The following is a 12,699-nucleotide window of genomic DNA, read 5'->3' on the forward strand; positions in this document are numbered from 1 at the left end:
CCCGGACCAACCGGGCTGCAAGGGAAGGGAAACGGGGAATGATCACAAGGCGGCAGGCGTTGCGTTCGGTCGGAGGCATGGCCCTCGGGGCCGGGGCCGGGCTCATGGCGGGGTCCCGTTTCGCGGCACTGGCTGCGGAAACGATCACACTTCCCTTTGGCAATGGCGAGCGCCCGCTCGTGGTCTATCCCGGCAAACGCGCCCTGATCGGCCTGACCGCGCGCCCCCCGCAGCTGGAAACCCCGTTCTCCGTGTTCAACGACGGCATCCTGACGCCGAACGACGCCTTCTTCGTGCGCTATCACCTTGCCGACATTCCGCTCGACATCGACCCCACCGCCTTCCGCGTGGAGGTCAAGGGCAAGGTCGCGACGCCCCTTTCGCTTTCTCTCGATGATTTGAAGACCAAGTTCGAGCCGGTGGAATTCGTCGCCGTGCATCAATGCTCGGGCAACAGCCGGGGCTTCTTCCAGCCGCGCGTGGGCGGAGGACAGGCGGGCAACGGGCTGATGGGAAATGCCCGCTGGAAGGGCGTGCCGCTGAAGGCCGTGCTGGAAAAGGCGGGCATCGCAAGCGGCGCCGTCGAGGTCGCCTTCAGCGGGCTCGACCGTCCCGCCATGCCGCAGACGCCGGCCTTCGCCAAGTCCCTGAAGCTCGATCATGCGCTCGATGGCGAGGTGATCCTGGCCTACCAGATGAACGGCACCGACCTGCCCTGGCTGAACGGCTTTCCCCTGCGCCTCGTCGTGCCCGGCTATTTCGGCACCTACTGGGTGAAGCACCTCAACCAGATCACCGTGCTCGACAAGCCGCTCGACAATTTCTGGATGGCCACGGCCTATCGCATTCCCGACAACGAATGCGCCTGCGTGCCCGTCGGCGGGAAACCGGAAAAGACCGTGCCGATCGGCCGCTTCGTCGTGCGGTCCTTTCTCACGAACGTTCTCGACGGCGCGAAGGTCGCGGCGGGCAAGCCCCTGCCCTTGCGCGGCATTGCCTTCGATGGCGGCTCGGGCATCGCGCGCGTCGAAGTCTCCGCCGATGGCGGCAAGTCCTTCGCGCCGGCGACGCTGGGCGAGGATCTCGGCAAATACTCGTTCCGCGAATGGCGGACGAGCGTGACCGTGCCGCCGGGAGACCACGCGATCCTGGTGCGGGCCACCAATGTGCTCGGCAAGAGCCAGCCCATGGAGGCGACCTGGAACCCCTCCGGCTATATGCGCAACGTCGTCGAAACCACCCGTATCGTGGCCGCGTGAGGGAGATTCCGATGACCAGCCATCCCAAGACCCTCGCCGCCACCCTCGTCACCGCCGCCGCCCTGGCCTGTGCCGGCACCTTCGCCGGCTTCGCGGTGGCGCAGCCCATGTCCTATGTGCTTCCGCCGGAGACCGCCGTCTTCAAGCCGGGTCCGGGGGTCGAGGCCGCGGAGAACAATTGCGCCGCGTGCCATTCGGCCGACTACATCCTCACGCAGCCACCCAAGATGGGACGACCGTTCTGGGATGCCGAGGTTCACAAGATGATTTCCGTCTACGGCGCCCCGATCGACGAGAAGGACGCCAAGGCCATCGTCGACTATCTGGCGGCGACCTACTAGCAGGCGAAGCCGCGGGCCTCTTGCGCCTGCGGCCGCCTCGCGCCCCGGTGTTCCGCTTTGCAGCAGTCGGTGGCCCGCCGGATCCTTCGGGAGCCCAGGCCATTCATTGGCAATGGCAGATCATGTCAATCAGACGTGTCCGGCAAAGACGTGCCCGGCACCGACTGGCGTTTCAGGTTTGGCCGATGCAGCCACGCTGGTCCAGCCCCCTTCCGTTCAGGCAAACCATCCGGCGGGGCGAGGCCCCCGCCGGATGGTCTCAGGTTTCATCGCTTCCCGGATCAGGCCCCCGATGTCGCCCGGATCCGCATGGGCTTCATCACGAACAGAATGATGAATGCCGCGGCGACATCCGCATCTCGTCTGCCGAGGATGCGATCGCCCACGCCAACGACACCGAGTTTGGCCTCGGCGCGCCGATCTGGACGCGGGACGTGGCGAAGGCCGCCGTCTATGCCCGCCAGATCGATGCCGGCGCGGTCTTCATCAACGGCATGGTCGGCCTCGGACCCGCGCCTGCCGTTCGGCGGCATCAAGCGTTCGGGATACGGCCGGGAACTGGGATCCTACGGCATCCGCGAGTTCACCAACACCAAGACGGTGTGGACCGGCCCCGCCCGCTAGGGCCCGACGTAACAGACGTCTACATGCCATCCTGGCGCAGGGCCGCGCGGACCAGCCGCGCGGTCAGCCGGAAATGCTCCATCAGCAGTTCGACGGCCTCGTTCTCGCGTCGGGCGATGGCGGCCTGCGCGATGGCCCGGTGCTCGTCCTGCTCGTTGCGGCCGGCGCGCGGGACGGTCCGCGCCGCATGGCGGTAGCGTTGCGCCGCGACATACAGCTGCGTGCAGAAATCGTTGATCCAGGACGACCCCGACGCCGCCACCAGCGCCGCATGGAAGGCGCCGTGGGCCTGCTCCCATGCGGGATTGCGCTCGGTGGTGTCGTCGGAGAGATAGCGCGGGATGGCTTCCAGCCGCTGGAGTGCCGCGGTCACGCCCTCTTCCCAGGCGAGCCCCCCGCTGCGGATCGAATTGCGCAGCCCGACCTCGTTGGCCCAGCATCGCGCCAGGATCAGCTCGTCGAGGTCCTGCAGGGTGACCGAGTGGACCCGGAACCCGCGCTGGTCGCGATGATCGAGCAGCCCCTCGCTGGCGAGCCGGTTCAGCGCCTCGCGGACCGGGCTGGCACCGATGCCATACTGATCGCAGATGGTGCGAATCTTCAGCTTGGCGCCCGGCTTGATCGCCCCATCGATGATGTCGCTCCGCAGCCGTCCATAGGCCTCGCTGGCCAGGGTTGCGCTCTTCGTCATCAACAGTGCCGCGCTCCGTTCTTCGCCCACGAACCTTGGATGATCATAGCCGCTTCGTAAAGCCTGAATGATCGATAATATTGCAATGCACAATCAAAAAATCGATATTTAAGTTGACCGACTCGGAAAATCGATATTTTTTGACGGCAGGAGAACTGCCGATGAAACTGGTCACCTTTGTTCGCAAGCCGTCCGCCGATCAGCACCTGGGTGTGGTGCTCGATGACGCCGTGTTCGACCTCACGGCGACCGGCAAGCCCGAATTCGAGAGCATGCTCTCGCTGATCCGCGCCGGCGCCGTCGATGCCGCGAAGGCTCTGGCCGAGGCCGCCCGGGGGGCGGGTCGCGGCGGGCCTGGTCTCGTCCCGCTGGAAGACGTCACGCTGCTGGCGCCGATCCCGCGCCCGGCCAAGAACATCTTCTGCGTCGGCCGCAACTACATCGATCACGTCACCGAGGGCTACAAGGCGCGCGGGCTGGACCTGAAGCTGCCGGAATTTCCCCAGTTCTTCTCCAAGCCGCCGACGACCGTCATCGCCACCGGCGACACCATCCCGCTGCATGAGGGCATCACCAACCTGCTCGACTACGAAATCGAGCTTGCCATCGTGATCGGCCGCGACGGCCGCGATATTCCGGCTGCCGACTGGCGCAATTACGTGTTCGGCTACACCGTGCTCAACGACATCACCGGCCGCGACCTGCAGCGGCGCCACGATCAGTGGTTCAAGGGCAAGGGCCTAGACGGCAGTTGCCCCATCGGCCCCTGCATCGTCACCGACGACGCCATCGCCGATCCGCAGAAGCTCGACCTGTGGCTGGAGGTGAACGGCGAGCGCCGTCAGGCCGCCAACACCTCGCAGATGATCTTCGACCTGCCCCGCATCATCGAGGACCTCTCGCGCGGGATGACGCTGGAAGCAGGCGACATCATCGCCACCGGCACGCCTTCCGGTGTCGGCTATGCCATGACGCCGCCCCACCCGCTTCAGCGGGGAGACATCGTGACCTGCCACATCGAGGGCATCGGCACGCTCCAGAACCGTATCGGCTGAACGAACCGCGACACTTGAAAGGGCGCGCCGCATGACCGCTGCAACCTCCACCCCCGTCGCCTGGCCCCTGGACCGTCCGCTCGCCCTATCGGTCAGCGTGATGCTCGAAGCCTGGAGCGACGATTCCGCGCCGGGCATCGGCCCCATGGGCAACCCGCTCAAGGCCGGCGTGCTCGACCTGCAGGGCCGCTCCTGGGCGGACTACGGCCCCAAGGTCGGCACCTGGCGCATCCTCGACGCGCTCGCCGCTGCCGACGTGAAGGCGGTGTTCTACGTCAGCGGCATCCTCGCCGAGCGCTACCCGGACCTGATGAAGGCCATCGTCGCGGCCGGGCACGACATCGCCGCCCATGCCTGGGCGCAGAACATCGTGCCGGCCTACCAGACCGAGGCCGAGGAGCGCGCCGATCTCCTGCGCTGCATCTCCACCATCGCGGCGACCTCGGGCCGCCGTCCGGCTGGCTGGATCAGCCCGCGCTGCACCCCCAGCGCCGTCACCTCCGCTTTGCTGGCGGAGCAGGGTTTCGCCTGGCATTCCGACATCTTCGACACGGATGTGCCCTACAAGCTGGAAACGCCGCGTGGCAGCGTCGTCGGCGTCCCGTTCACCATGGAAGTGAACGACATGCCGCTCTACATCCGCTACGGCAACGAGCCGCGCGCCTTCACCCAGATCCTGGAGCGCCTGCTCTCGCAATGGCCGGACGCCCCCAAGCGCCCCTGCTGCCTGGACATCACCGTGCACGCGCACGTGTTCGGCCGGCCCTACGGGATCATCGAGCTGATCGAGTCGCTGCGCCTCGCCCGCCGCTACGAGGCGCTGGCGCGTCTGACCACCCACGCCGAACTCGCCGCTCTGTGTGCCTGAGCCACGCCCCTGCGTCGGCACGGCCGGCGCGGGGGATGGCGGGCCAGAGTTTTCGACACGCATCCGAGCAGCAGGAGGCGCGCCATGGCGGCGCCAGGGCCGGTTGTTGCCATCGAGGAGCACTATCTCGATGCCGAGGTGTACGCCATCGCCGGCGGCGCCGGCGGGAGCCTCGCCACCCGCATGCGCGATCTCGGTGCCCAGCGCCTGCGTGAAATGGACGAGGCGGGCGTCGATATCCAGGTGCTCTCCCATGCGCCGCCCGGGCTTCAACGGGTTCCGGCGTCATCAGCGGCTGACGTTGCCCGGCGCGCCAACGACCGCCTCGCCGAGGTGGTGGCGGCGCACCCGACCCGCTTCGCCGCCTTCGCCTCGCTGCCCACGTCCGTGCCCGACCATGCAGCGGAGGAACTGGAACGCACGGTGCGGGAGCTGGGCTTCAAGGGCGCCATGATCCACGGGACGACGGACGGGCTGTTTCTGGACGACGCCCGCTTCTGGCCGATCCTCGAACGCGCCGAGGCGCTGGATGTGCCGCTCTACATCCATCCCGCCTTGCCGATGGCTGCGGTGCGGCAGGCCTATATGGGGAAATATGCCGAAACCCACCCGACCTTCGCCACGGCCGCGTGGGGCTTCACCATCGAGACCGGCACCCATGCCATGCGCCTCGTTCTGTCGGGGGCGCTGGAGGCGTTTCCCCGTCTCCAGCTCATTCTCGGGCACCTCGGCGAGGGAATCCCCTTCCTCATGGCCCGCATCGACGAGGCCCTGAGCCGCGACACGCCGACGAAGACCTTCCGCAAGCTGTTCACCGACCATTTCCACGTGACGACGAGCGGCTTCTTCTCCGACCCTGCGCTTGCCTGCTGCATCGCGGAGATGGGCGTGGACCGCATCCTGTTCTCCATCGACTGGCCCTTCGTGGAGAACGCGCCGGGCGTGGACTGGCTGCGGACGTTCGAGCTGGGCGACGCCGACAAGGCGAAGATTTTCGGCGGCAACGCCAAGAGGCTGCTGAAGCTGGCGTGAGACCGGCCGCGGCGAGGACGCGTGCCGGCGATCGGCGCGCTCCCTCATCAAGAACACAGATCAAAGCAATGCCGGGGAGGTGATTGGATGACGAACATCAGTATGGGCACGTCCGACAGCGCGCATGCGGAGGTGATCCGCGACGTCGCCGCGCGCATCGAGCGCCTGCCGTTCTCGCGCTGGCACCTGAAGGCCCGCATCCTGATCGGTACAGCCACCTTCTTCGATGCGTTCGACGCGCTCACCATCGCCCAGGTGCTGCCGGTGCTGCGGCCGCTGTGGAAGCTCAGCGGGCCGCAGGTCGGCTTCCTGATCTCGACCGGCTATCTCGGCCAGCTTGTCGGCGCGCTCGTGGCCGGCATGTGCGCCGAGCGCTTCGGCCGCCTGCCGACCATGATCGGCGCCATCTGCATCATGTCGGCGATGAGCCTCGCCTGCGCGTTTGCCTCCGACTACGAGACGCTCCTTGTCTTCCGCACCATCCAGGGCCTCGGCCTCGGCGCGCAGGTGCCGATCGCGGCGGTGTACATCAGCGAGATCGCCAAGGCGCACAAGCGCGGACGCTTCTTCATCCTCTACGAATGCGTCTTCACCTTCGGGCTGTTCGCGTCCGGCCTGATCGGCTCCTTCGTGGTGCCGCACCTGGGCTGGCAGGCGATGTTCTTCATCGGCGTCCTGCCGATCATCATCGGCGTGAGCCTCGGCTTCCTGCTGCCGGAATCGCCCCGCTGGCTCGCGAGCCGCAACCGCGTGGCCGACGCGAAGGCCGCCATGGCGCGCATCGAGAGCGAGATCGAGGCCTCCACCGGCCAGAAGCTCGCCCCGCCCACCGAATGGGTCCCCGCGGACCCGCGCAGGTCGTCCTGGCGTGACCTGGTCGGCCCCGACTACATCAAGCGCACGGTGGTGGTGTGGGTGATCTGGTTCTCCACCTTCCTCATCACATACGGCCTCGGCACCTGGCTGCCGACCCTGTACCGGAGCGTGTTCAACCTGCCGCTCGAAACCGCGCTGCGCTTCGGCACCATCGGCAGCCTGATGCAGCTGGCCGGAGGATTGACGGCGGGCTTCGTCATCGACCGGATCGGCCGGCGCAGACTGTTCATGGTCGCCCTGTTCGGGGCCGCGGCGGCGCTCCTCTCCATCTGGTACGTCGGCCTCACGTCGGTGCCCCAGTTCGTGGTGCTCAGCGGCATCGCCTATTACTTCGCCGGCCTGTCGGTTCTCGGCATCTATCTCTACACGCCGGAGATCTACCCGACCCGCGCCCGGGCCATCGGCACCGCCCTCGGCACCGCCTGGCTGCGGCTGGCCTCCATGGTCGGCCCGCTGATCGTGGGTTTCTTCGTGGCCGACGGCATCGGCATGGTGTTCCTCGTCTTCGCATCGGCCGCGATCGTCGCCGGCATCGTCGTCTCGGCTCTGGCCATCGAGACCACCAACCGGTCGCTGGAAGACATCTCCCGCTGAAACCGGCACCGGCCAGCCCGTCATAAGGCTGGCCGGTGCACTGCCGTGTCCGGCGTCCTTCGGGCATGGCCACCGATGAGGAAGACCCGCCATGGGAACAGCACCGCTCGATCTCGTCACCTGCCGCTGGTCCTCGACGAACGCCGAGGACCGCTTTCCCGTCGACAATCCCGCCACCGGCGAGATCTTCGCCGTGGTCCAGGGCGGCGGAGTGGCGGAAGTGGATGCGGCGGTGCGGTCGGCCCACGCAGCCTTTCTCGGCTGGCGACGCGTCCCTGCGCGCGAGCGCGGGCTCGCTCTTCTCCAGGCCAGCCGCAAGCTCGCCGAACATGCCGACGAACTTTCCGAGCTGCTCTGCCGCGAGAACGGCAAGCCGGTCCGTGACGCCAAGGCCTTCGACGTCTCCGCCCTGATCCACGCCTTCGCCTATTTCGGCAGCCTCGCCGACAAGATGAGCGGCGAGACGCTGGACATGGGCAACGTCTATTCGGTCACGGTGCGCGAACCCTATGGCGTCGTGGCCGGCATCATTCCCTTCAACTGGCCGCCCATCCACACCGGCGCGAAGATCGCGCCGGCGCTGGCAGCCGGAAACACCATCGTGCTGAAGCCGGGCGAGCAGGCGCCGCTCACCATCATGCGCATCGTCGAGATTATCAACACGGTGCTGCCGCCCGATCTCGTCCATGTGGTGCCCGGCCCCGGCGCCACCGGCCGGGCGCTCACCGCGCATCCGCTGATCCGCAAGATCTCCTTCACCGGCGCCCCCTCCACCGGCACGGCGGTGCTCAAGGCGGCGGCGGAGCGGCACGTTCCAGTGCTGCTGGAACTCGGGGGCAAGAACCCCTTCATCGTGTTCGAGGACGCGGATCTCGACCGGGCCGTGCGCGATGCGGTCGATGCGGCCTTCTTCAACAAGGGCGAGGCCTGCACCGCGGGCTCGCGCATCCTCGTTCACGCCGACATCCACGATGCCTTCGCCGCGCGGCTCGCCGCCTTCGTCCGCCGGCTCCGGCTGGGCGAGGGAACGGACCCGAAGGTCCATATCGGCCCGCTGATCTCGAAGCCCCAGCAGCAGAAGGTCCTGGACTATATCCGCATCGGCCTGGAGGAAGGCGCCACCATCCTCGCGCAGGCCCCGCTGCCACAGGAAGAGAGGCTGCGGGACGGCTATTTCGTCCAGCCCACCGTCTTCACCGGCGTCGCGCCCCACATGCGCATCGCGCAGGAGGAGATCTTCGGCCCCGTCACCGCGCTGATGAGTTTCCGCACCGAGGAGGAGGCCATCGCCATCGCCAACTCCACCGACTTCGCGCTGGTGGCCGGTATCTATTCACGCGATCAGGCCCGGGCGAACCGGGTGGCCCGGGGGGTGGAGGCGGGAATCGTCTTCATCAACAATTACAACCGCGGCGGCAACGGCACCCCCTTCGGCGGCACCAAGTCCAGCGGCTACGGGCGCGAGCGGGCGGCCATGACGCTGAACGAATTCACCTATGTGAAGGCCCTGCGCATCCCCACCGGCTTCGGCGACGTGCCCCAATGGGGCGCGCTCGACGACATCGCCGAGAAGATCTGAACGGCGGTTCCCCGGGCGTTCGTCGGTGATCCTGACTGAAAGAGTGGCTGAAGTCCTCATCCCTCCGACCCATTCCCGACCTCTCTCTGTCATGGCGGGTGTCAGATTTGGACGAGGCTGGACCGCCCCTAGGTTCCCGGACGCCTTCTTCCCCAAGTTCGAGGCAAGGAGGCCCCGATGGGCAAAGCGAACTTCACCGAGGACTTCAAGCGCACCGCGCTCTACAGTTCAGACACAGAGAGATAGCGCCCGCCGGCTACGGCGAAAACCGTTTCAAAAGCCGTTTCAGATGAGGAACCTGAAACGGTGAAACCACCGTATGTTGTGATTTTAATGGTGGGCGCACTAGGGCTCGAACCTAGGACCCGCTGATTAAGAGTCAGCTGCTCTACCAACTGAGCTATGCGGAAACGCGAGTAAACTCAATGCCAAGTATCCCCCTGACCCGATTTAACTATTTGATTTTTATTGTTTTATATATTTTACGTGTCAACAGCGTCAATTCATAGGCGCTCGCCTTCCAAGCTCTTGCGTTACCCCATTTGTTACCCCATCTTCTCGGGGTATCAAAATGGAGGACGCGCCGACATGGCGAAGCCACTTACAGCGAAGGGTATCGATGCACTGAAACCGGGCGCCTCGCGTCAGGAGATTCCTGATGGGTCCATGCCCGGCCTTTACCTCATTGTCCAAGCCAGCGGCGTGAAGAGTTGGGCTGTCCGATATCGCTTCAAGGGCAAGCCCAAAAAGCACACGCTGGGCACATATCCGGCAATCAAGCTCGCCGATGCCCGCACATTGGCGGCACAGGTTCTGACCACAGTCGCCGAAGGCCGCGATCCAAGTGAGGAAAAAAAGCAAACCAAGCGCGAAGCCGCCGAAGCCGTCAAAGATGACGTTGCGTCAGCGGTAACCTCATTTTTGAACCGGTACGCAGAACAGCACCAACGCAAAGCCTCGCTCAAGGAAACAAAGCGATATTTGGAAAACGAGGCCGCTACCGCTTGGAAAGGGCGCTCCATCAAGAGCATCACTAAACGTGACGTGATCGATCTTCTTGATGCTGCCGTTGATCGAGGGGCGACGGTCACGGCCAATCGCCTCCTTGCCGCGGTTCGCCGCTTCTTCAACTGGTGCGCAGAGCGCGGGATTGTGGACGCCTCGCCTGTCGCCGGCATCAAGGCACCCACCGCCGAGAAAAGCCGGGACCGCATTCTCAGCGACAAGGAACTTGGGCTTGTATGGAAAGGAGCCGAGAGCATTGACTGGCCCTTCGGCCCCTTCATCCATCTGCTCATTCTGACAGGGCAACGGCGCGATGAAATCGCCGGCATGAGGTGGAGCGAAATCGATATGGCGAATGCCACGTGGACCATTCCAGGCGATCGCACCAAGAACGGCAAGGCCCATGTGGTCCCGTTGTCGCCGGAAGCTATCAGCCTCATCGAGGCCCTGCCACGCATGAAGGATGGAGAGGGAGATTCCGCCTTCGTGTTCTCCACCACCGGCAAAACGGCCATCTCCGGCTTCTCTAAGGCTAAGGCAGCTGTCGACAAGGCGATCACGAAACTGCTCAAGGGAGATGACGAGGAGGATGCGAACGAACCGCCGACGATTCCAAACTGGCGCCTTCACGATCTCCGCCGCACAATGGCATCAGGAATGGCGAGGCTTGGCGTTCCGGTGCATGTGGTAGAGAAGCTGCTCAATCACACGAGCGGGACATTCTCGGGCATCGTTGGCGTCTACCAGCGGCACGATTTCGGGAACGAGAAGCGGGAAGCGGCAGAGGCTTGGGGAAAGCACGTGGCGCAATTGATCACGGGCGCGGGCTCGGAAACGAGTCAATGAGGCCCAATCCGAGAAGGGACTACTCGATTGGACGAATTGAAAAATCGGGAGTGAGACAGCTGCTGTCAGGTGCGAGATCGTGAAAGAAAAGAGCCTGCGCGATACACGCTCTTGCCGAATTATAGCTCCCCTGACCCGGAAGGCCGTTAAGGGCTCCATCCAAGAAAAGATACGGCGCCTGATTGGTGGCATTGTACATTTGGAGTGGTAGGGGATTGTCGCGCCGCCCATTTTGGAAAAGAAGCAGGACCTTATTATAATTTCCGGATGGATACCGCTCGACGTTCTGGTCTATATTATACTCTACACTAGATTCATCATATTCTTCTATTTCGTCTATATCGAATTTTGAAAAATATCCCTTGTCCATCCCCCACCTTATCGTCGGCCTCTTGCAGATCAGATATTCTCCAAGATAGATACCGGCATCCAAAATCAGATTGCACCCGACAAACCGGCCGGTCCAAGCTGGATCATAATCGTTATAGGAGCGCCAAATCGCGCCCTGTCCGTCCGCGACAATCGAACCATTGTAAAACTTTACCCATCTGTCAAATTTTTCGATTGATTCTGGTTTGAACGAGAGTCGAATTCAAAAGTTGCGCCACATCCAATCAAGGAACATGTCGAGGCGCTGATCCTTCACTTTCATGAAATAATCAAAATTCTCCTGCGCCTCATCGTCGGTCAAATCAGATTCGCACTTTAAATGTGGCGGCGCGTAGATTGGATAATCAACGAGCGCACGAGACATGCGCAGGTAAGGATACCAATAGCGAGGCTTGAGGATTCTCATCCCACCTTCCCTTCTATGTCCCAATAGCTTTAGAATCCAAATGACATTCTCAATATCTTGACATTCTCGCCAATGGAAACCAGGAGCGCGATAGCACTAGCGGCCGTAAAACGAAGTGCGACCCGCTTCCACATCCATGTGAAATTTTCCTCGCCGAGCTTTCGGATGAAGGCCGACTTCCCCTCGCATACGAGTCGCCAATGGTCCCAGTGAAATTGGAAACTCTTTGAGACCAAAAGAAAGAAAATAGCAAAGTATGCGCTGTTATCAGGGAATCTGTCGATATACCGAGGAGGCAATCCAGGTCTTCCCCAACCGAAAAGAACCATGCAGCACGTTGACAACACGGCCATAAGCGCTGCGCATACCCAGGTTGCCCTGCACGCGATTAAGGCATGTCTAATCTCGATTGGCCGAGGAATATCAGAATACGGCATTCGGACGCGCCTAATGACATTGCCCCTCCTGGCTAATCCAGCTTGAAGTTCGTTCTGGCCCATTGCGAGGACCAGACCATGAGGCGCAGCCGTTTCACGGAAGAGCAGATCATCTCGATCCTGAAGGAGCACGAGGCCGGAGTGCCGGTCTCCGATCTGAGCCGCAAGCACGGGGTCAGCGACGCCAGCATCTACAAGTGGAAGGCCCGGTTCGGCGGCATGGAGGTGTCGGAAGCCAAGCGGCTGCGGGCGCTGGAGGGCGAGAACGCCAAGCTGAAGCGCATGCTCGCCGATGCCATGCTGGATAATGTCGCGCTGAAGGATCTTCTGGGAAAGAAGTGGTGACGCCCGCTGCCGAGCGGAGGCTGTGTGAAAACCCCTGATGATGCTATGATCTAGCACTGCTTCGGGGGTGTCATATGGGACGTTTCGTTGAAGCTGCTGACCGCCACCAAGCAAGCTTTTTGCCGACGTGCCTGGAAGACTATGTGGATGCTGACAACCCGGTCCGCATCATTGACGCGTTCGTCGATGAGCTCGATCTTGCCGAGCTCGGTTTTGCCCGCGTGCAGCCGGCATCGACCGGCAGGCCCGGCTACGCGCCGGGCACGATGCTCAAGCTTTATGTCTATGGATACCTGCATCAGCTGACCTCGAGCCGGAAGCTGGAGCGCGAGGCGCGCCGCAACATCGAAC

General features: G+C 63.6%; 12 protein-coding genes and 2 pseudogenes. 12 read left to right on the forward strand and 2 right to left on the reverse strand.

The genetic code is table 11. The features are described from left to right. The first annotated feature begins 38 nt into the window (after nucleotides 1–38). The 4 genes and pseudogenes from sorA to EJ105_RS28140 all read left to right on the forward strand — a co-directional run bounded on the left by sorA (nucleotide 39) and on the right by EJ105_RS28140 (nucleotide 2,224). Entirely contained in the window at nucleotides 39–1,259 is a 1,221-nt protein-coding gene (sorA, locus tag EJ105_RS24570) for a SorA family sulfite dehydrogenase catalytic subunit (RefSeq protein ID WP_250168396.1), read from the forward strand. An 11-nt stretch (nucleotides 1,260–1,270) separates the two neighbouring features. After that, complete coding sequence (gene sorB, locus EJ105_RS24575) at nucleotides 1,271–1,600, forward strand: SorB family sulfite dehydrogenase c-type cytochrome subunit (protein WP_250168397.1); 330 nt, start codon at nucleotides 1,271–1,273, stop codon at nucleotides 1,598–1,600. A 185-nt stretch (nucleotides 1,601–1,785) separates the two neighbouring features. After that, a pseudogene (locus EJ105_RS28135) lies at nucleotides 1,786–2,037 on the forward strand (hypothetical protein); the annotation flags it as partial. Between the two features lie 31 nt (nucleotides 2,038–2,068). Next, nucleotides 2,069–2,224, forward strand: coding sequence for an aldehyde dehydrogenase family protein (locus EJ105_RS28140; RefSeq protein WP_431192973.1), 156 nt, complete (start codon nucleotides 2,069–2,071; stop codon nucleotides 2,222–2,224). 19 nt (nucleotides 2,225–2,243) lie between these two features. On the opposite strand, the gene EJ105_RS24585 is transcribed toward EJ105_RS28140, so the two are convergent. Next, a complete protein-coding gene (locus EJ105_RS24585) occupies nucleotides 2,244–2,915 on the reverse strand; it encodes a GntR family transcriptional regulator (protein ID WP_051678766.1) in 672 nt (223 codons plus the stop codon). A gap of 161 nt (nucleotides 2,916–3,076) precedes the next feature. Here EJ105_RS24585 and EJ105_RS24590 point away from each other — a divergent pair, with 161 nt between their 5' ends. The 6 genes from EJ105_RS24590 (at nucleotide 3,077) to EJ105_RS24615 (ending at nucleotide 10,770) form a co-directional block, all read left to right on the forward strand. Continuing rightward, a complete protein-coding gene (locus EJ105_RS24590; protein WP_250168398.1) occupies nucleotides 3,077–3,970 on the forward strand; it encodes a fumarylacetoacetate hydrolase family protein in 894 nt (297 codons plus the stop codon). 31 nt (nucleotides 3,971–4,001) lie between these two features. Further along, the gene (locus tag EJ105_RS24595; RefSeq protein ID WP_250168399.1) at nucleotides 4,002–4,838 is read left to right on the forward strand and encodes a polysaccharide deacetylase family protein; all 837 of its coding nucleotides are present in this window, start codon (nucleotides 4,002–4,004) and stop codon (nucleotides 4,836–4,838) included. Nucleotides 4,839–4,922: 84 nt separating this feature from the next. Beyond that, on the forward strand, nucleotides 4,923–5,870 hold the full coding sequence (locus tag EJ105_RS24600) for an amidohydrolase family protein (protein WP_250168400.1): 948 nt from the start codon (nucleotides 4,923–4,925) through the stop codon (nucleotides 5,868–5,870). Between the two features lie 87 nt (nucleotides 5,871–5,957). Beyond that, nucleotides 5,958–7,340 (forward strand): MFS transporter, encoded by a 1,383-nt coding sequence (locus EJ105_RS24605; RefSeq protein WP_250168401.1) that lies wholly within the window; start codon nucleotides 5,958–5,960, stop codon nucleotides 7,338–7,340. Between the two features lie 91 nt (nucleotides 7,341–7,431). Further along, complete coding sequence (locus tag EJ105_RS24610; protein ID WP_250168402.1) at nucleotides 7,432–8,919, forward strand: aldehyde dehydrogenase family protein; 1,488 nt, start codon at nucleotides 7,432–7,434, stop codon at nucleotides 8,917–8,919. A 588-nt stretch (nucleotides 8,920–9,507) separates the two neighbouring features. Next, nucleotides 9,508–10,770 carry a tyrosine-type recombinase/integrase gene (locus tag EJ105_RS24615; protein ID WP_250168403.1) on the forward strand — a complete coding sequence of 421 codons (1,263 nt, stop codon included), beginning with the start codon at nucleotides 9,508–9,510 and terminating at the stop codon, nucleotides 10,768–10,770. A 592-nt stretch (nucleotides 10,771–11,362) separates the two neighbouring features. On the opposite strand, the gene EJ105_RS24620 is transcribed toward EJ105_RS24615, so the two are convergent. Beyond that, a complete protein-coding gene (locus tag EJ105_RS24620) occupies nucleotides 11,363–11,566 on the reverse strand; it encodes a hypothetical protein (protein ID WP_250168404.1) in 204 nt (67 codons plus the stop codon). Between the two features lie 515 nt (nucleotides 11,567–12,081). Here EJ105_RS24620 and EJ105_RS24625 point away from each other — a divergent pair. Both EJ105_RS24625 and EJ105_RS24630 read left to right on the forward strand, forming a co-directional pair. After that, a pseudogene (locus EJ105_RS24625) lies at nucleotides 12,082–12,365 on the forward strand (transposase); the annotation flags it as partial. 57 nt (nucleotides 12,366–12,422) lie between these two features. Beyond that, nucleotides 12,423–12,699 (forward strand): transposase (locus EJ105_RS24630; protein ID WP_250168405.1); only part of this gene is annotated, 277 nt, incomplete at its 3' end.

Source organism: Xanthobacter aminoxidans (assembly GCF_023571765.1).
Lineage (GTDB): Bacteria > Pseudomonadota > Alphaproteobacteria > Rhizobiales > Xanthobacteraceae > Xanthobacter > Xanthobacter aminoxidans.

Coding starts and splice junctions, on each gene's coding strand:
- EJ105_RS28140 (WP_431192973.1), top strand. CDS start 2,069: ATGCCGGCGCGGTCTTCATCAACGGCATGGTCGGCCTCGGACCCGCGC.
- EJ105_RS24600 (WP_250168400.1), top strand. CDS start 4,923: ATGGCGGCGCCAGGGCCGGTTGTTGCCATCGAGGAGCACTATCTCGAT.
- EJ105_RS24595 (WP_250168399.1), top strand. CDS start 4,002: ATGACCGCTGCAACCTCCACCCCCGTCGCCTGGCCCCTGGACCGTCCG.
- sorB (WP_250168397.1), top strand. CDS start 1,271: ATGACCAGCCATCCCAAGACCCTCGCCGCCACCCTCGTCACCGCCGCC.
- EJ105_RS24590 (WP_250168398.1), top strand. CDS start 3,077: ATGAAACTGGTCACCTTTGTTCGCAAGCCGTCCGCCGATCAGCACCTG.
- EJ105_RS24620 (WP_250168404.1), bottom strand. CDS start 11,566: ATGAGAATCCTCAAGCCTCGCTATTGGTATCCTTACCTGCGCATGTCT.
- EJ105_RS24585 (WP_051678766.1), bottom strand. CDS start 2,915: ATGACGAAGAGCGCAACCCTGGCCAGCGAGGCCTATGGACGGCTGCGG.
- EJ105_RS24610 (WP_250168402.1), top strand. CDS start 7,432: ATGGGAACAGCACCGCTCGATCTCGTCACCTGCCGCTGGTCCTCGACG.
- EJ105_RS24615 (WP_250168403.1), top strand. CDS start 9,508: ATGGCGAAGCCACTTACAGCGAAGGGTATCGATGCACTGAAACCGGGC.
- sorA (WP_250168396.1), top strand. CDS start 39: ATGATCACAAGGCGGCAGGCGTTGCGTTCGGTCGGAGGCATGGCCCTC.
- EJ105_RS24605 (WP_250168401.1), top strand. CDS start 5,958: ATGACGAACATCAGTATGGGCACGTCCGACAGCGCGCATGCGGAGGTG.